This is a genomic window from Citrobacter sp. CK189, assembly GCF_030333505.1.
Taxonomy (GTDB): domain Bacteria; phylum Pseudomonadota; class Gammaproteobacteria; order Enterobacterales; family Enterobacteriaceae; genus Citrobacter_B; species Citrobacter_B koseri.
This window is the reverse complement of record NZ_JAOWFV010000035.1, coordinates 244,237-260,735: the sequence shown is the minus strand read 5'-3', so window position 1 is coordinate 260,735 and position 16,499 is coordinate 244,237. Positions and strand designations below refer to the sequence as shown.

Here is a 16,499-nt window from a genome sequence, read left to right as displayed (position 1 = left end):
ACGAGTTTCGCGTAATTTGTAGGCCGGATAAGGCGCAACCGCCTCCGGCAATATAAGAGACTTCACTTCGTAAGAACATTGCCATGCAGAAAAAATCGATTTACGTTGCCTATACCGGCGGTACGATTGGTATGCAGCGCTCGGAACAGGGTTACATTCCAGTATCAGGCCATCTCCAGCGCCAGCTGGCGCTGATGCCCGAATTTCACCGCCCGGAAATGCCGGACTTCACCATTCATGAATATGCCCCGCTGATGGACTCATCCGATATGACGCCGGAAGACTGGCAGCATATCGCAGAAGACATCAAAGCGCGTTACGCCGACTATGACGGCTTTGTCATCCTCCACGGCACGGACACGATGGCGTTTACCGCCTCGGCGCTCTCCTTCATGCTGGAGAATCTGGGTAAGCCGGTAATTGTGACAGGGTCACAAATTCCGCTAGCGGAACTGCGCTCCGATGGGCAGATTAATCTGCTGAATGCCCTGTATGTCGCCGCGAATTACCCCATCAATGAGGTCACCCTCTTTTTCAATAATCGGCTGTTTCGCGGCAACCGCACGACAAAAGCGCATGCCGATGGCTTTGACGCGTTCGCCTCCCCCAACCTTCAGCCGCTACTGGAAGCCGGAATTCATATCCGTCGCTTAAGTACGCCGCCCGCGCCGCACGGCGAAGGCGAGCTGATTGTTCACCCAATCACGCCGCAGCCTATTGGCGTCGTCACCATTTATCCGGGAATTTCTGCCGAAGTGGTGCGTAACTTCCTGCGCCAGCCGGTAAAAGCGCTGATCCTGCGTTCTTACGGCGTCGGTAACGCGCCGCAGAACAAAGAGTTCCTCAAAGAACTGGAGGATGCGAGTTCACGCGGTATCGTGGTGGTTAACCTGACGCAATGCATGTCCGGCAAGGTGAATATGGGTGGGTATGCCACCGGCAACGCGCTGGCGCATGCGGGCGTGATCGGCGGCGCGGATATGACCGTTGAAGCAACGCTGACTAAGCTGCACTACTTGTTAAGCCAGAATCTGGATACACAGACCATTCGTACCGCGATGACGCAAAATCTGCGCGGTGAACTGACGCCAGACGAATAAGGAGCTTTTCATGACGACCCGGGCCTTACTGCTGGTTGATTTGCAGAATGATTTTTGCGCCGGCGGCGCGCTGGCCGTCCCTGAAGGTGACAGCACCGTGGACGTAGCAAACCGTCTTATCGCCTGGTGTAAAGCGCGCGGCGACACAGTGATCGCCAGCCAGGACTGGCATCCTGCCGGACACGGCAGTTTCGCCAGCCAGCATCAGGCGCAGCCCTACAGCCAGGGACAACTGGACGGTTTAGCGCAAACCTTCTGGCCCGATCACTGCGTACAAAATAGCGACGGCGCGGCCCTGCATCCCCTGCTCAGGCAGAACACCATCGACGCGGTTTTCCATAAAGGCGAGAATCCGCAGGTGGACAGCTACAGCGCCTTTTTTGATAACGGACGCCGCCAGAAAACCGCCCTGGACGCCTGGCTTCGGGAGAACGGCGTACAGACGCTGATCGTGATGGGGCTGGCGACCGATTACTGCGTGAAGTTTACCGTGCTGGATGCGCTGCAACTGGGTTATACGGTGAATGTGATTACCGATGGCTGCCGTGGTGTGAATATTCAGCCGCAGGACAGCGCGCACGCCTTTATGGAGATGGCGGCCGCTGGCGCCACGCTGTATACGCTGGCAGACTGGGAAGAGACGCAGGGTTAGGTGTTCTTACTGCCTGATGGCGCTTCGCTTATCAGGCCTACTGGTTATCGCTTTGTAGGCCTGATAAGCGAAGCGCCATCAGGCTACCAACAAAAAAGGCTACATTACAGTTTCAGCGTCGCAATCGATTTTGGCGCAATGCCAAAATCCTCTTTCAACTGCTGCTTACTTTTCATCACCATCTGACCGTTGGTATCAATGGTCATATGCTGCGCGTCGGTATTGTGCCGCGCCTGCCAGAGCATCACCAGTTGCATGCTGTTCTCTTTTTGCTCCGGCGTCAGCGCAACGCCGTCCGGCCATTTTCCCAGCTCAACGGCGGTAGATAAGCGCTGATAAACTTCCGGCGTCATGCTGTCGATCATCTCATCAAGATTCATGATAAGTCCGCTCCTGTGGAATAATTTGCTGAATCGTTTTTTCAGCCCTTAGTTTGTTCGCCGTTTTCATCATCGGTGAAGCTTAATGAGGCCGAATTGACGCAATAACGCTCACCCGTCGGCTGTGGGCCATCCGAAAAGACATGTCCCAGGTGCGCATCACAGTTGCCGCAGCGAATTTCTATACGCTGCATCCCGTGGGAAAAGTCCTTAATGTAACGGATAGATTCTTCACTGACCGGCTCGTAAAAGCTCGGCCAGCCGCAGCCGGAATCATACTTGGTTTGGGAATGAAACAGCGGCGCGTCGCAGACCAGACAGTGGTAGACGCCATCACGCTTATTATGCAGCAAACGCCCGGTAAATGGCGGTTCCGTACCGTGATTCTGCGTCACGTAGAATTGCATTTCGGACAACTTTTTTTTCAGATCTTCCGCAGAGGGTTGATTAGCCATTTGCTCACATCTCGCTTTAGCCATACTCACATTGCGTGACCGATTCTAACAAAACATTAACACCCCAGTGTGAACTTTTGTTCTAAACTTGATCCTTGCGAAATGGCAGCTTATGAATCGTGATCGAAATCACGTTTTTATCTCAGTTGCCCTTTAAAATTCGGGGCGCCGCCCCCATGTGGTTTCAAGCCGAAAGGAAGAGTGAGGCGAGTCAGCCGTGCAAAGCTTGTACAGAGGATTGATTTGTCGCAATGATTGACACGATTCCGCTTGACGCTGCGTAAGGTTTTTGTAATTTTACAGGCAACCTTTTATTCACTAACAAATAGCTGGTGGAATATATGACTATCAAAGTAGGTATCAACGGTTTTGGCCGTATCGGTCGCATTGTTTTCCGTGCTGCTCAGAAACGTTCTGACATTGAGATTGTTGCAATCAACGATCTGTTAGACGCTGAATACATGGCTTACATGCTGAAATATGACTCCACTCACGGTCGTTTCGATGGCACCGTTGAAGTGAAAGACGGTCATCTGATCGTTAACGGTAAAAAAATCCGTGTTACCGCTGAACGTGATCCGGCTAACCTGAAATGGGACGAAGTTGGTGTTGACGTAGTTGCTGAAGCTACCGGTATCTTCCTGACTGACGAAACCGCACGTAAGCACATCACTGCTGGCGCGAAAAAAGTGGTTCTGACGGGCCCGTCCAAAGACAACACTCCGATGTTTGTTAAAGGCGCTAACTTTGACAAATACGAAGGCCAGGACATCGTTTCCAACGCATCCTGCACCACTAACTGCCTGGCGCCGCTGGCTAAAGTTATCAACGACAACTTCGGTATCATCGAAGGTCTGATGACCACCGTTCACGCGACCACCGCTACTCAGAAAACCGTTGACGGCCCGTCTCACAAAGACTGGCGCGGCGGCCGTGGCGCAGCTCAGAACATCATCCCGTCCTCTACCGGTGCTGCTAAAGCGGTAGGTAAAGTGCTGCCGGAACTGAACGGCAAACTGACTGGTATGGCGTTCCGCGTTCCGACTCCGAACGTATCCGTTGTTGACCTGACCGTTCGTCTGGAAAAAGCGGCTTCTTACGAAGACATTAAGAAAGCGATCAAAGCTGCTTCCGAAGGCCCGATGAAAGGCGTTCTGGGTTACACCGAAGACGACGTAGTATCTACCGATTTCAACGGCGAAGTGTGCACTTCCGTGTTCGATGCTAAAGCAGGTATCGCGCTGAACGACAACTTCGTGAAACTGGTCTCCTGGTACGACAACGAAACCGGCTACTCCAACAAAGTTCTGGATCTGATTGCTCACATCTCCAAATAAGTTGAGATGAGAAATTGATCCCAAAAGGCGACCTCCGGTCGCCTTTTTTTATGGCTAAGAGTTTTCAACTCCAAGGATTGCATCATGATTAACACAATTTTCGCTCTCCCGGTCATCGAACAAATTACCCCTGTCCTCTCCCGCCGCCAGCTCGACGAGCTTGACGTGATCGTCGTCGATCACCCGCAAGTTAAGGCGTCTTTTGCACTCCAAGGCGCACATTTGCTCTCCTGGAAACCAGCAGGCGCCGAAGAAGTGCTGTGGCTGAGCAACAACACACCGTTTAAAACAGGCGTTGCGCTGCGTGGCGGCGTACCGATCTGCTGGCCGTGGTTTGGCCCCTCTGCGCAGCAGGGTCTGCCGTCTCACGGCTTTGCCCGTAACCTGCCGTGGGCGCTGAAAGCCCACAACGAAGACGACAACGGCGCGGTACTGACATTTGAACTACAGAGCAGTGAGGCGACTCGCCAGTACTGGCCGCACGATTTCACCCTGCTTGCGCGCTTCAAAGTGGGTAAAACCTGTGAGATCGAACTGGAGGCCCACGGCGAATTCGAAACCACGTCTGCCCTGCACACCTACTTTAACGTCGGCGATATCGCCGCAGTTAAGGTCAGCGGCCTTGGCGACCGTTTCATTGATAAAGTGAACGACGCCAAAGAAGATGTGCTGGCAGACGGCGTCCAGACGTTCCCGGATCGTACTGACCGCGTTTACCTGAACCCGGAAGCCTGTAGCGTCATCCACGATGACGCGCTGAACCGCAACATTGACGTCATCCACCATCACAACATTAACGTTGTGGGATGGAACCCTGGCCCGGCACTCGCCGCCAGCATGGGCGACATGCCGGATGATGGCTACAAAACCTTTGTCTGTGTGGAAACGGCTTATGCCACAGCGCCGCAAAAAGCCAGCGAAGAAAAACCGTCTCGCCTGGTGCAAACAATTCGCGTCGCAAAACGTTAAGGCTTGACTGATGCCGGATGACGATGCTGACGCATCTTATCCGGCCTGCAACCTGTCGGCACCGCCGTCTGCGTACATCTCTGCGCTGGCATTCTCACCCATGTACCACGTCCTGTCATCGCATCCTCCCCATCAATGCACCACCGCAAAGCAAAACAGAGCGCAAGCGCCCTGTTTTGATGCACGAATTGCACTGTAAAAATGCACAATCAGAACTTATAGGTGATCCCGGTTGAGATTAGGCCGGTCCAGGATTTATCAACCATCGGGCTGTCGGTCACTTCATCCGACAAACGGGTATAACGCGCTGTACCGTAAACGCTCCAGTCCCCGAGGAAGTTGTAGTTAGCGCTGATTTCCAGGTACGGGTTCCAGCCGCTTTCTGGATCGTAGCTACGCAGGCCGCTGCGCGAGGACTCTTTGCGCGAAACGCCATAGTAGTATTCATTCTGGTTTTCGCTGTTCCACTGCACGCCAATACCCGGCGTCAGCGTCAGCGCGCCATTGGTATAGCGGTACAACCAGGCCAGATCCCACACGATGCCGTTGCTGTTATCCAGCGTATCGCCCGCCAGCGTGGTGCGCAGGAAACCGTATTCGGTATTGTGGATGTAAGACAGGCCCGCCATCATGGTGCTCTTACGCTTGTCGAGTTCGCGCAGTCGGCGATCGTCGCTGTCACCCGGCTTAAAGTACAGCGGAGACCAGTACGCGGTAATCGACAATTTATCCGCTTTGTCGTTCCACAGGTAGTATCCGCCGCCCAGCCCCCGGAACCAGAAGTTATCACTTTCATAGTTGATAACCGGCACCGGATACACATCAGCATCGTAATCTTTGTAAGGATGTTCAACCACACCAACGCCAGCGCCCAGCGTCAAGTCGTTTTCAGCTTGCGCTACGCCAGCTGATGTGGCGATAAGCACGCCAAATGCCAGAAGTTTGAGTTTGGTCACAATCCATATTCCTTATTCAAATGTTTAGCGCCAAAAGTGTAACTGCCAATACGTTTCAACCCAACTATTTTACTTATTCGTTTCACTCTCTGTAACCGGTTAATTTCTCAATAGTGGATGACAGTTTGCTTGCAGTCGGATGAACGCGGGATGACTTTCATCTCTTTTCTTTACATAACCATGCACTTTTAGCGGATGAGTTATTGATATGCCATTGAAATTCATTTATGCGCACAGGCAAGTTTTGCAAATGCCATCTACGCTTAATTTTAAGAAGGTGTATCACCGGGCACGTTGATCTCTTGCTCAGCGTTGTGGCATGAGAGTTGCTGTTTATCAGTAGAGACGTCGTTCAGTTACCTCTTCCGGGAGCCTCTACTATTCATATGAACGGCTCTTACCATGTGCTAAAAAACGAAAGGACGGCATACCATGAATATATTCGATCACTATCGCCAGCGCTATGAAGCTGCCAAGGACGAAGAGTTCACACTGCAGGAGTTTCTTACCACTTGTCGGCAAGATCGCAGTGCTTATGCCAACGCGGCAGAGCGGCTACTGATGGCTATTGGTGAGCCTGTCATGGTCGATACTGCCCAGGAACCTCGACTTTCTCGACTCTTTTCGAACCGGGTCATCGCTCGCTATCCCGCATTCGAAGAGTTTTACGGCATGGAAGACGCGATTGAACAGATTGTCTCTTATCTGAAACACGCGGCTCAGGGGCTGGAAGAGAAGAAACAGATCCTGTATCTGTTGGGGCCTGTAGGGGGCGGTAAATCGTCGCTGGCCGAGCGACTGAAATCTTTGATGCAGCATGTGCCTATTTATGTTCTGAGCGCCAACGGTGAGCGTAGTCCGGTAAACGATCACCCGTTATGCCTGTTTAATCCGCAGGAGGACGCGCAGATTCTGGAAAAAGAGTACGGCATTCCGCGCCGCTATCTCGGCACTATTATGTCGCCGTGGGCCGCAAAACGTCTGCATGAGTTCGGCGGGGATATTACCAAATTCCGCGTCATCAAAGTCTGGCCGTCCATTCTGGAACAGATTGCTATCGCCAAAACAGAACCCGGCGATGAAAACAACCAGGATATTTCCGCGCTGGTCGGCAAGGTGGATATTCGTAAACTCGAACACCACGCGCAAAACGACCCGGATGCCTATGGCTATTCCGGCGCGCTGTGCCGCGCTAACCAGGGGATCATGGAGTTCGTCGAGATGTTTAAAGCACCGATTAAAGTGCTGCATCCTCTGCTGACCGCCACTCAGGAAGGTAACTATAACGGGACGGAAGGTATCTCCGCCCTGCCGTTTAACGGTATTATTCTTGCCCACTCGAACGAATCCGAATGGGTGACTTTCCGCAACAACAAAAATAACGAAGCCTTCCTCGACCGTGTTTACATTGTGAAGGTGCCGTATTGCTTACGCATTTCCGAAGAGATCAAAATCTACGAGAAGCTGCTGAATCACAGTGAGCTGACTCATGCGCCATGCGCGCCGGGTACGCTGGAAACCCTGTCGCGCTTCTCGATTCTTTCTCGTCTGAAAGAGCCGGAAAACTCGAGCATCTACTCGAAAATGCGCGTCTATGATGGCGAAAGCCTGAAAGATACCGACCCGAAAGCTAAGTCCTATCAGGAATACCGGGATTACGCCGGCGTCGATGAAGGGATGAACGGTCTGTCCACGCGTTTCGCGTTTAAGATCCTCTCCCGCGTGTTTAACTTTGACCATGCCGAAGTGGCCGCCAACCCGGTGCATCTGTTCTACGTACTGGAGCAGCAAATCGAGCGCGAACAGTTCCCGCAGGAGCTGGCCGAACGCTACCTGGAGTTCCTGAAAGGTTATCTGATCCCGAAATACGCCGAGTTTATTGGCAAAGAGATCCAGACCGCCTATCTGGAATCCTATTCCGAGTACGGACAGAACATTTTTGATCGTTATGTCACCTATGCGGATTTCTGGATTCAGGATCAGGAATATCGCGACCCGGATACCGGCCAGCTCTTTGACCGCGAGTCACTGAACGCTGAACTGGAGAAAATCGAAAAACCGGCGGGCATCAGCAACCCGAAAGATTTCCGTAACGAGATCGTCAACTTCGTTCTGCGTGCCAGAGCGAATAACAGCGGTCGCAATCCAAACTGGACCAGTTACGAAAAACTGCGCACGGTTATTGAGAAGAAAATGTTCTCGAATACCGAGGAGCTGCTGCCGGTGATTTCGTTTAACGCGAAAACCTCAACCGACGAGCAGAAAAAACACGACGATTTTGTCGACCGCATGATGGAGAAAGGTTATACCCGTAAGCAGGTTCGCCTGCTGTGCGAATGGTATCTGCGCGTACGTAAATCGTCTTAACAGCATAAATGGCCCGGAAAATTTTATCCGTTTACCGGGCCAACAATTCTTTTGTACGCGAAATCATTCAAGAGGTATCAAGGCGGCAAATGAGTGAATCCCCAGGAGCGTACATAAGTACGTGACTGGGGTGAGCGAATACAGCCAACGCAGAGACAACTTGAAGGATGAAGCGTAAGTTGGCAAATGCAGTACGGGGGGCTTATGACCTGGTTTATTGACCGGCGTCTTAACGGTAAAAACAAGAGCATGGTGAACCGCCAGCGCTTCTTACGCCGTTATAAAGCGCAAATTAAACAGTCGATCTCCGAGGCCATTAATAAACGTTCGGTGACCGATGTAGAGAGCGGCGAGTCCGTCTCAATCCCGACGGATGACATCAGCGAACCGATGTTTCATCAGGGACGGGGCGGCTTGCGCCATCGCGTACACCCCGGCAACGATCATTTCGTACAGAACGATCGCATTGAGCGTCCACAAGGTGGCGGCGGTGGTTCCGGGAGTGGGCAAGGCCAGGCCAGTCAGGATGGTGAGGGTCAGGATGAATTCGTCTTTCAGATTTCCAAAGATGAGTATCTGGATCTGCTCTTTGAAGATTTAGCGCTGCCTAACCTGAAAAAAAATCAGCAACGGCAGCTTACTGAGTATAAAACCCACCGCGCGGGTTTTACCTCCAACGGCGTTCCGGCCAACATCAGCGTGGTGCGTTCCCTGCAAAACTCTCTGGCGCGCCGCACGGCGATGACTGCGGGTAAACGTCGGGAGCTGCGCGCGCTTGAGGACGACCTGGACATCATCACCAAAAGCGAACCCGCGCAGTTGCTGGAAGAGGAGCGGCTACGTAAAGAGATTGCCGAACTGCGGGCAAAAATCGACCGTGTCCCCTTTATCGACACCTTTGATTTACGCTACAAAAATTATGAAAAGCGCCCTGACCCTTCCAGCCAGGCCGTGATGTTCTGCCTGATGGACGTATCCGGTTCGATGGATCAGGCCACCAAAGATATGGCCAAACGTTTTTATATCCTGCTCTACCTGTTCCTCAGCCGAACCTATAAGAACGTTGAAGTGGTCTATATCCGCCACCATACGCAGGCAAAAGAGGTGGATGAGCATGAGTTCTTCTACTCCCAGGAAACCGGTGGCACTATCGTCTCCAGCGCCCTGAAATTGATGGATGAGGTAGTGAAAGATCGCTACGACCCGGCGCAGTGGAATATCTACGCGGCGCAGGCTTCGGATGGCGATAACTGGGCAGATGACTCTCCGCTGTGTCATGAGATTCTGGCGAAAAAACTGCTGCCGGTGGTGCGCTATTACAGCTATATCGAAATCACCCGCCGCGCCCACCAGACCTTATGGCGCGAATATGAGCATCTGCAATCGACCTTTGATAACTTTGCGATGCAGCATATCCGCGACCAGGATGATATCTATCCGGTCTTCCGTGAACTGTTCCAGAAACAAAGTACGACAAGTAAAGACTAGAAATCAGTCCGTCATGTCAGTAAAAAGCCAGAACCCTGTTCTGGCTTTTCTTTATTTCCCCTTAACCGAACAGCAGGCAATGTAATTCAACTGATGGCGCTGTGATTTAAAGAAGCGAAACATCTTGATAAAACGGCTGCGATTGTCACGGATGCACAGCCCGTTATAAACAATTTTAAGCGCCCCTTTCAGCCCTTCATCGCGAATCAACCCTCGCGGAGACATCAGCGACATTTCACCGTTCTGCTGTAAAACCTGCTCAAACCCGGAATCCAGCAACAGATCGCGCCAGCCTTGTTTGGTCATCGGGCTTACATTCGATTTCACCACATGCTGAAGCTGGTTCTGCTCACCTTCCGCCAGCTTCTGGCTGGTCAGCATAATATCGTGCGTTAAGAGACGGCCACCCGGCTTCAGAACCCGATAATATTCACCGATCAGCTTTGCTTTCGCTTTGTCGGCATACATGGTGAGCATGGCCTCGTTAATCACGACATCGAAACTGTTATCGGCAAAGGGTAAGCTGTTGGCATTGGCGGCCATGACATGGATGTGATTTTCCAGCCCGTGCGCCGCAACATTGTTCCGCGCGTTTGCCAGCGCGTTTTTATCCATATCGATGGCGTAGACCGAACAACCAAAACGTTGCACCAACTCAATGGCGGTCGTCGCCATATTGCATGCCACTTCCAGCACCTGGCTGCCCGGCGTCAGTTGAGACTGGCTGAACAGCCACTCCGTCGCCTCAATGCCGCCCGGACGCAGACGGGTTTTGCCCAGGCTAGCTAAAAACGTATGGCCCGCTTTTTCATTCGCACTCATCGCGCACCTCCTTCCTGATAAGTTGCATTATAAATACAACATTAAGAGAAAAAGGGGAAGTATGAGAATGATTTTTATTTCACAACACAAAAGAGGACGAAGGCGCTGTTAGAGAGAACATCGCCACTGTGATAAACTGAAGCGTCGCCCTTTGAAAACTGTTATTCATCATGAAATTGCATCATAAAGCGCTCAGGCTCTTTATCTCCGCAAGCGTCATTGTACTGACGTCCTCTTTTCTGGCTTATGAATTGATCGCCAGTGACAGGGCGATGAATGCCTATATGGGCTATATCATCGAAAAGGCAGACTCTTCATTTTTGTATGACAAGTACCAGAATCAGAGCATTGCAGCTCATTTAATGCGCACGTTCACGGAGCCCAAAACACCACCATCCGATGAACAACAATATGCGTTATGCCGCGGATTTGAAACAGGTCGCAATACCCACGGCATCAATCTCACCACTCATAATAACCCATCGCTACATGGAACACTGCAAACCGCCGAGGCAAACTGCGCGATCGTAGCTGACGACGCTCCTCTGTTGTTCGCTTTTGATCAGGCGGTGGCCGCGAATCGTAACCAGAAGGATTATGGTAAAGGGCTGGGCACTGTAGAAGATAAATTCCACTACTATCTGGATATTAAAAAACGCTACGTCTATTTCTATAACCTGATTGACTCCAGACAATTTTTTATGCACCACTGGTCTTTTCTGCGAAAAGGAACGCTGGGAATCAACCGTAACGATATTGATGGTCAATTCACAGGGCGAACAGTGCTCTCAAGCATTTATCAGGACGATCTTACTGAAAAAAATGTGATGAGTTTTTTAACTCCCGTTTATCTACATGGAAAGTTAAAAGGCATAGTAATGGTGGATATTAACCAGGATAACCTGAAGAATATTTTTTACACTCAGGATCGTCCACTGGTCTGGCGCTATCTGGACGCGACTCTGTTCGACCTTAATTCAGAGAAAAAAATCATCGTCCATCAGAGCGAAAATAACCTCTTTAATTATGTTAATTATGTTCACGACCTGCCAGGCGGAATCCGTGTCACATTATCTCTCGACATCCTGTATTTTATTGTCTCATCATGGAAACTGTTCGCCTTTTACCTGCTCGTTACCGCTACGTTACTGAACATGGTCAGAATGCATTTTCGCCTTTACCATAATGTCAATCGTGAAAATATCAGCGATGCGATGACCGGCCTCTATAACCGTAAAATCCTGACACCGCAGCTTGAACAGCGTTTGCAGCGACTGGTCAACACAGGCACCTCCGTGACGTTTATCGCCATCGATCTGGATAGGTTGAAAGTCATTAACGACACGCAGGGGCATCAGGAAGGCGATCGCACAATTACATTGCTGGCAAAAGCCATTGAAGCATCGGTGCGTAAAACAGATTATGCAATAAGATTGGGAGGTGATGAATTTTGTGTAATTCTTATCGATTCAGTTGTACCGGCAACAACTTTACCTGAGCGTATTGCCAATAAGTTGCGAATCATCGCGCCAGATAAGGTGATTAGTTTTTCCGCTGGACTTTATCATATGCAACCTGAGGATACGATCCAGGACGCATACAAGGCCTCTGATGAGCAACTCTATCTCAACAAACAACAAAATCATGCACGTTTGTGATACCCTTTTGCCGTTAAAACTTCATCGCAATATTGGGAGTGAATGATGAATGAAGTCGCTAAGGGAATCACGGCTCACCAGCGTTTGATTACCCTTTTATCGCAGGAAGGCGCCACTTATCGTGTACTCAGCCACGAGGCGGTCGGTAAGTGCGAAGCGGTTTCGGAAATTCGCGGCACCGCACTGGGCCAGGGGGCAAAAGCGCTGGTATGTAAAGTGAAAGGCAATGGCGTCAATCAACATGTCCTGGCGATCCTTTCCGCTGACCAGCAGGCCGATCTCGCCCAACTCGCAAACCATCTCGGCGGACTAAGAGCTTCGCTTGCCAGCCCTGCCGAGGTGGATGCGCTGACCGGCTGCGTCTTTGGCGCGATTCCCCCTTTTAGCTTCCATCCTAACCTGAAGCTGGTGGCCGATCCGCTGTTGTTCGAACGCTTCAACGAAATCGCGTTTAACGCCGGCGTACTGGAAAAATCGGTCATTATGAATACCGACGATTACCTGCGCATTGCGCAGCCGGAACTGGTCAACTTTCGCCGAGCGCAATAACGGCTCAGAAACGTCTTTCCAGCACCAGTACGGAAATCACAATCACCGCGGCAATAGCGAAAAATGATGAGGTAATGATCAGTGTTTCAATCAGCATATGATCGTTCATGGTTTCACCCCGTTGCGACAGAGAAAACGGCTCACCTGTTATTGATAAATCGAATTAATGGCAATTTAATGACAGCAAGCCTGGCCTGCCCGGAAAATTCCCCTCAGGCATTCGCCTGAAAATGTGCCGTTATTGATAAAAAAGCCTGTTCACTCACGTATTTGCGCGTACAGTAAGCAGGCTTATCTTTCTCTGGCAAGGAAACCACGATGTTTGATGTCACTCTGCTGATCCTGCTTGGACTGGCAGCGCTGGGCTTTATCAGCCATAACACCACTGTCGCCGTTTCAATTCTGGTGTTGATCATTGTCCGCGTTACCCCACTCAATACGTTTTTCCCGTGGATTGAGAAACAGGGGCTTACCGTCGGGATCATTATCCTGACTATCGGCGTCATGGCGCCGATCGCCAGCGGTTCGCTGCCTCCCTCTACTCTCATTCACTCCTTCATCAACTGGAAATCACTGGTTGCCATCGCCATTGGCATCTTTGTTTCCTGGCTGGGCGGGCGCGGCGTTACGCTGATGGGAAGCCAGCCACAGCTGGTCGCGGGTTTACTGGTGGGGACGGTACTGGGCGTTGCGCTGTTCCGGGGCGTGCCGGTCGGCCCGCTCATTGCCGCAGGCCTGGTGTCGCTGATTATTGGGAAGCAGTAAGCCCGGCCAGATAACGGCCTGGCGTTTGCCCCAGCCCCTTTTTAAACATGGTGATAAACGCGGTCGTTGAATCATAACCCAGCGTTTGGGCGACATGCTGCACGCTGTGTCCGTCAATCAGCGCCTGCAACGCCAGAATAAGCTGCAACTGGTGACGCCAGCGACGAAAGCTCAGGCCGGTTTCCTTTACCACCAGTCGGGCAAGATTGCGTTCGCTCATGGCGAACAGGCTCGCCCACTGCCCCAGCGTTTGCCAGCGGGCTGGTTCACGCGCCATCGTCTCCACCATTTGACGTATTTTGGGATGCCCGGAAACCGGAAGCTGCATCTGCTCCTGTGGTTGTTGCGGAAGCTCATCAAACAAGACCTGTGTCAGGCGCTGCGTCATTGGCTCGGTACGCTGAATATCCGTTCTCGCGGCAAGCGCCAGAATCAGCTCCCGGCACAATGGCGTTATTTTCAGCGTACAGCAGCGATCCGGCATCACAACCGCATCCGGCTCAATAAACAGAAAACATAATTCCGCCCCCGCCGTGACGTGGTTACTGTGGGGAATTTCGCCGGGAACCCATACCGCATACTGTGGCGGCACCATCCACATGGCGCTTTCTACCTCGCAGGTAATAGCGCCATGCAGCGCCAGGATCAGTTGTCCTTTTCGATGGTGATGCAGCGGACTGAAAAGCTCATCTTCGCGAGCGCGAATGCAAAAGGCCACAGCCGCATCATGGTGAAGGTCAGGCTCGTAGCCATCCAGTCTCAGGCCAATCATCATATTGTCCGATTTTAGCGATAAACTGTCATTTTAGCTTGATTGATCCAGAGAGTAAAAACGGTAAGGTATCGCCTCGCCTGTTGATATGAGAAAACAATGACTATTTCCCCTTCATTACGCGGCAAAAACGGTGCATTACTGATTGCCGGTATTCTGATGATTGCGACGACGCTGCGCGTTACCTTCACTGGCGCTGCGCCGTTACTGGAGACAATTCGTGCGGATTACGGGCTAACTACCGCACAAACGGGCCTCCTGACCACGCTTCCCTTGCTGGCTTTCGCGCTGGTCTCTCCGCTGGCGGCAAACATTGCGCGCCGGTTCGGCATGGAACGCAGCCTGTTTGCCGCCATGCTGTTGATTTGCTTTGGTATTGCCGTGCGCTCGCTGCCTTCTGCCAGCTTCCTGTTTACCGGCACAGCCATTATTGGTTGCGGTATCGCGCTGGGAAACGTGCTGCTCCCCGGGCTGATTAAACGCGATTACTCACAGCATGTGGCAAAACTGACCGGCGCCTATTCATTGACGATGGGCGCCGCAGCGGCGGTGGGTTCGGCAATGGTCGTACCGCTGGCGTTGCATGGCTTTGGCTGGCGCGGCGCGCTGTTAATGCTGATGCTGTTTCCCCTGCTGGCCTTTCTTATCTGGCTGCCGCAGTGGCGCAACACGGCTACCGCCAACCTGAGCAACTCCCGCGCGCTACACTCGCGCGGCATCTGGCGATCTTCCCTCGCCTGGCAGGTCACCTTATTCCTCGGCATTAACTCGCTTATCTATTACGTTATCATCGGCTGGCTGCCCGCGATTTTAATCAGCCACGGCTACAGTGAAGCGCAGGCCGGATCGCTACACGGCCTGCTGCAACTGGCGACGGCTGCGCCGGGACTGTTGATTCCGCTCATCCTGCACCGATTCAAGGATCAGCGCAGTATTGCCGCGCTGGTATCGCTCATGTGCGCTCTCGGCGCGGCCGGGTTCTGGTTTGTGCCGGAACAGGCGGTGCTGTGGACGATTCTGTTCGGGTTTGGCTCTGGCGCGACGATGATTTTAGGTCTGACGTTTATCGGGCTGCGCGCCAGTTCCGCGCACCAGGCGGCGGCGCTTTCGGGCATGGCGCAATCTGTCGGCTATCTGCTGGCGGCATGTGGGCCGCCGTTGATGGGTAAGATTCATGATGCCAACGGCGACTGGCACATCCCGCTAATTGGCGTGGCGGTTCTGGCGGTCGCGATGGCGATATTCGGCCTTTATGCCGGACGCGATCGGGAGATCGCAGCAAAATAACCGAACGGGCAGGCATTGACCTGCCCTTGTTTTTATCCCCGTGCGGCTCGCAGCATCGCCTGCACCAGGGGAACGGGTTTGCCCGCCAGCGCGCCACGTTCATGTTGAAAAAGCGTACCAACGAAAAAGGGATGCGTTACCAGTTCCACGGCACGGATGTCTCCCGCCTCATCCCACCCGGTAACCCGCAAATCGCCATTCTCAAGTTCAGCGGCAAAATCCTCTGATACCCCGTAGTTGCAGTGATACCCTTCGGAGATAACGTCCTGCCCGTAGGCTTTGGCGACCAGCGTATTCGCCCTCAGTTCGATATCATCCGTTTTTTCCACCAGCGAGCAGCTCAACGGGGCGATAACCATCCGACCGGAAGCATCAGTTTCGGCGTGCGCCGCATCGCGCCAGCCCAGCACGTTGCGGGCATACTCGAGGATCGCGTGCTGGAATCCGCCGCAGGTTCCCAGAAAAGGAATGCTGTTTTCACGGGCATAGCGAATAGCAATCAATGCCCCTTCGGTATTTTTATAGGGACTGCCGGGAACAACCCAGATGGCATCATAGCCCACCAAATCTTCGTCACTATTGATGTCGGGCGTCGTCAGCCAGTCATAGTCCGCCATTAACTCCAGCACGGCGGCCGCATCATCAATAGCAAGGGGAATGGCCTGGTGCGCCACGATATCGGGGTTGTAATCACCCACCAGCGCAATACGTAGCGTGTCTTTAACAGGGGAAAGTTCCATGAGGCGTTCCTTATGTCAATGCAATGAGGGACAACATAAGGAACCTCAGACTACCGATCTTTTACTGTTATCACAATCCCTTAAATTGAGGAGGATCGAAGTGCTATAGTGATGACGTTCTACGTTTCAGAAACAGCCTGCTACGTCAGCATGACGCGGCACGATTTTCCGGCAATCAGATTAATGAAGTCATGGCCTGGAT

The 16,499-nt window shown here is 52.3% G+C and carries 16 protein-coding genes and 1 pseudogene; 10 read left to right on the top strand and 7 right to left on the bottom strand.

What is annotated here, in order from left to right; genetic code table 11:
- The first annotated feature begins 83 nt into the window (after positions 1 to 83).
- Together ansA and pncA are read left to right on the top strand one after the other, a co-directional pair.
- Positions 84 to 1,100 (top strand): asparaginase, encoded by a 1,017-nt coding sequence (ansA, locus tag OGV83_RS05550; protein ID WP_049008792.1) that lies wholly within the window; start codon positions 84 to 86, stop codon positions 1,098 to 1,100.
- A gap of 10 nt (positions 1,101 to 1,110) precedes the next feature.
- Positions 1,111 to 1,752 carry a bifunctional nicotinamidase/pyrazinamidase gene (gene pncA, locus OGV83_RS05545; protein WP_286463241.1) on the top strand — a complete coding sequence of 214 codons (642 nt, stop codon included), beginning with the start codon at positions 1,111 to 1,113 and terminating at the stop codon, positions 1,750 to 1,752.
- Between the two features lie 104 nt (positions 1,753 to 1,856).
- On the opposite strand, the gene OGV83_RS05540 is transcribed toward pncA, so the two are convergent.
- Together OGV83_RS05540 and msrB are read right to left on the bottom strand one after the other, a co-directional pair.
- Positions 1,857 to 2,132 (bottom strand): YeaC family protein, encoded by a 276-nt coding sequence (locus tag OGV83_RS05540; RefSeq protein WP_012132664.1) that lies wholly within the window; start codon positions 2,130 to 2,132, stop codon positions 1,857 to 1,859.
- 41 nt (positions 2,133 to 2,173) lie between these two features.
- Positions 2,174 to 2,587 (bottom strand): peptide-methionine (R)-S-oxide reductase MsrB, encoded by a 414-nt coding sequence (gene msrB, locus OGV83_RS05535; RefSeq protein WP_047457431.1) that lies wholly within the window; start codon positions 2,585 to 2,587, stop codon positions 2,174 to 2,176.
- Between the two features lie 341 nt (positions 2,588 to 2,928).
- Here msrB and gapA point away from each other — a divergent pair, with 341 nt between their 5' ends.
- A complete protein-coding gene (gene gapA, locus OGV83_RS05530) occupies positions 2,929 to 3,924 on the top strand; it encodes a glyceraldehyde-3-phosphate dehydrogenase (RefSeq protein WP_012132666.1) in 996 nt (331 codons plus the stop codon).
- A gap of 84 nt (positions 3,925 to 4,008) precedes the next feature.
- On the top strand, positions 4,009 to 4,893 hold the full coding sequence (locus tag OGV83_RS05525) for a D-hexose-6-phosphate mutarotase (RefSeq protein WP_047457434.1): 885 nt from the start codon (positions 4,009 to 4,011) through the stop codon (positions 4,891 to 4,893).
- Between the two features lie 209 nt (positions 4,894 to 5,102).
- Here OGV83_RS05525 and OGV83_RS05520 read toward each other — a convergent pair whose 3' ends face one another.
- Positions 5,103 to 5,849, bottom strand: coding sequence for a MipA/OmpV family protein (locus OGV83_RS05520; protein ID WP_012132670.1), 747 nt, complete (start codon positions 5,847 to 5,849; stop codon positions 5,103 to 5,105).
- Between the two features lie 432 nt (positions 5,850 to 6,281).
- Between OGV83_RS05520 and yeaG the strand changes: the two genes are divergently transcribed.
- Both yeaG and OGV83_RS05510 read left to right on the top strand, forming a co-directional pair.
- Positions 6,282 to 8,216, top strand: a complete 1,935-nt coding sequence (gene yeaG / locus OGV83_RS05515) for a protein kinase YeaG (RefSeq protein WP_012132672.1) — start codon at positions 6,282 to 6,284, stop codon at positions 8,214 to 8,216.
- Between the two features lie 204 nt (positions 8,217 to 8,420).
- Entirely contained in the window at positions 8,421 to 9,704 is a 1,284-nt protein-coding gene (locus OGV83_RS05510) for a YeaH/YhbH family protein (protein WP_058669020.1), read from the top strand.
- A 51-nt stretch (positions 9,705 to 9,755) separates the two neighbouring features.
- Here OGV83_RS05510 and OGV83_RS05505 read toward each other — a convergent pair whose 3' ends face one another.
- A complete protein-coding gene (locus tag OGV83_RS05505) occupies positions 9,756 to 10,526 on the bottom strand; it encodes a class I SAM-dependent methyltransferase (protein WP_049008788.1) in 771 nt (256 codons plus the stop codon).
- 170 nt (positions 10,527 to 10,696) lie between these two features.
- On the opposite strand from OGV83_RS05505, the gene dgcJ reads away from it, so the two are divergent.
- The gene (gene dgcJ / locus OGV83_RS05500; RefSeq protein WP_012132675.1) at positions 10,697 to 12,184 is read left to right on the top strand and encodes a diguanylate cyclase DgcJ; all 1,488 of its coding nucleotides are present in this window, start codon (positions 10,697 to 10,699) and stop codon (positions 12,182 to 12,184) included.
- Between the two features lie 45 nt (positions 12,185 to 12,229).
- On the top strand, positions 12,230 to 12,733 hold the full coding sequence (locus OGV83_RS05495; protein ID WP_012132676.1) for a YbaK/prolyl-tRNA synthetase associated domain-containing protein: 504 nt from the start codon (positions 12,230 to 12,232) through the stop codon (positions 12,731 to 12,733).
- 4 nt (positions 12,734 to 12,737) lie between these two features.
- On the opposite strand, the gene yoaI is transcribed toward OGV83_RS05495, so the two are convergent.
- The gene (gene yoaI / locus OGV83_RS05490) at positions 12,738 to 12,842 is read right to left on the bottom strand and encodes a small membrane protein YoaI (RefSeq protein ID WP_096753847.1); all 105 of its coding nucleotides are present in this window, start codon (positions 12,840 to 12,842) and stop codon (positions 12,738 to 12,740) included.
- Between the two features lie 209 nt (positions 12,843 to 13,051).
- On the opposite strand from yoaI, the gene OGV83_RS05485 reads away from it, so the two are divergent.
- A complete protein-coding gene (locus OGV83_RS05485) occupies positions 13,052 to 13,498 on the top strand; it encodes a DUF441 domain-containing protein (RefSeq protein WP_153259123.1) in 447 nt (148 codons plus the stop codon).
- Here OGV83_RS05485 and OGV83_RS05480 read toward each other — a convergent pair.
- Positions 13,481 to 14,270 (bottom strand): annotated as a pseudogene (locus OGV83_RS05480) (AraC family transcriptional regulator); the annotation flags it as partial. The gene OGV83_RS05485 and the pseudogene OGV83_RS05480 sit on opposite strands and share 18 nt — an antisense overlap.
- Positions 14,271 to 14,369: 99 nt before the next feature.
- Here OGV83_RS05480 and OGV83_RS05475 point away from each other — a divergent pair.
- Positions 14,370 to 15,557 carry a CynX/NimT family MFS transporter gene (locus tag OGV83_RS05475; RefSeq protein WP_012132679.1) on the top strand — a complete coding sequence of 396 codons (1,188 nt, stop codon included), beginning with the start codon at positions 14,370 to 14,372 and terminating at the stop codon, positions 15,555 to 15,557.
- A gap of 32 nt (positions 15,558 to 15,589) precedes the next feature.
- Here the strand turns inward: OGV83_RS05475 and OGV83_RS05470 are convergent, their stop codons facing one another.
- The gene (locus OGV83_RS05470; RefSeq protein ID WP_012132680.1) at positions 15,590 to 16,297 is read right to left on the bottom strand and encodes a CTP synthase C-terminal region-related (seleno)protein; all 708 of its coding nucleotides are present in this window, start codon (positions 16,295 to 16,297) and stop codon (positions 15,590 to 15,592) included.
- Positions 16,298 to 16,499 lie beyond the last annotated feature (202 nt).

Bases quoted from the DNA above. Each gene is read 5' to 3' on its own strand.
- ansA (WP_049008792.1), top strand. From the start codon at position 84: ATGCAGAAAAAATCGATTTACGTTGCCTATACCGGCGGTACGATTGGT.
- OGV83_RS05540 (WP_012132664.1), bottom strand. From the start codon at position 2,132: ATGAATCTTGATGAGATGATCGACAGCATGACGCCGGAAGTTTATCAG.
- msrB (WP_047457431.1), bottom strand. From the start codon at position 2,587: ATGGCTAATCAACCCTCTGCGGAAGATCTGAAAAAAAAGTTGTCCGAA.
- OGV83_RS05510 (WP_058669020.1), top strand. From the start codon at position 8,421: ATGACCTGGTTTATTGACCGGCGTCTTAACGGTAAAAACAAGAGCATG.
- pncA (WP_286463241.1), top strand. From the start codon at position 1,111: ATGACGACCCGGGCCTTACTGCTGGTTGATTTGCAGAATGATTTTTGC.
- OGV83_RS05485 (WP_153259123.1), top strand. From the start codon at position 13,052: ATGTTTGATGTCACTCTGCTGATCCTGCTTGGACTGGCAGCGCTGGGC.
- dgcJ (WP_012132675.1), top strand. From the start codon at position 10,697: ATGAAATTGCATCATAAAGCGCTCAGGCTCTTTATCTCCGCAAGCGTC.
- OGV83_RS05475 (WP_012132679.1), top strand. From the start codon at position 14,370: ATGACTATTTCCCCTTCATTACGCGGCAAAAACGGTGCATTACTGATT.
- yeaG (WP_012132672.1), top strand. From the start codon at position 6,282: ATGAATATATTCGATCACTATCGCCAGCGCTATGAAGCTGCCAAGGAC.
- yoaI (WP_096753847.1), bottom strand. From the start codon at position 12,842: ATGAACGATCATATGCTGATTGAAACACTGATCATTACCTCATCATTT.
- OGV83_RS05505 (WP_049008788.1), bottom strand. From the start codon at position 10,526: ATGAGTGCGAATGAAAAAGCGGGCCATACGTTTTTAGCTAGCCTGGGC.
- OGV83_RS05495 (WP_012132676.1), top strand. From the start codon at position 12,230: ATGAATGAAGTCGCTAAGGGAATCACGGCTCACCAGCGTTTGATTACC.
- OGV83_RS05470 (WP_012132680.1), bottom strand. From the start codon at position 16,297: ATGGAACTTTCCCCTGTTAAAGACACGCTACGTATTGCGCTGGTGGGT.
- gapA (WP_012132666.1), top strand. From the start codon at position 2,929: ATGACTATCAAAGTAGGTATCAACGGTTTTGGCCGTATCGGTCGCATT.
- OGV83_RS05525 (WP_047457434.1), top strand. From the start codon at position 4,009: ATGATTAACACAATTTTCGCTCTCCCGGTCATCGAACAAATTACCCCT.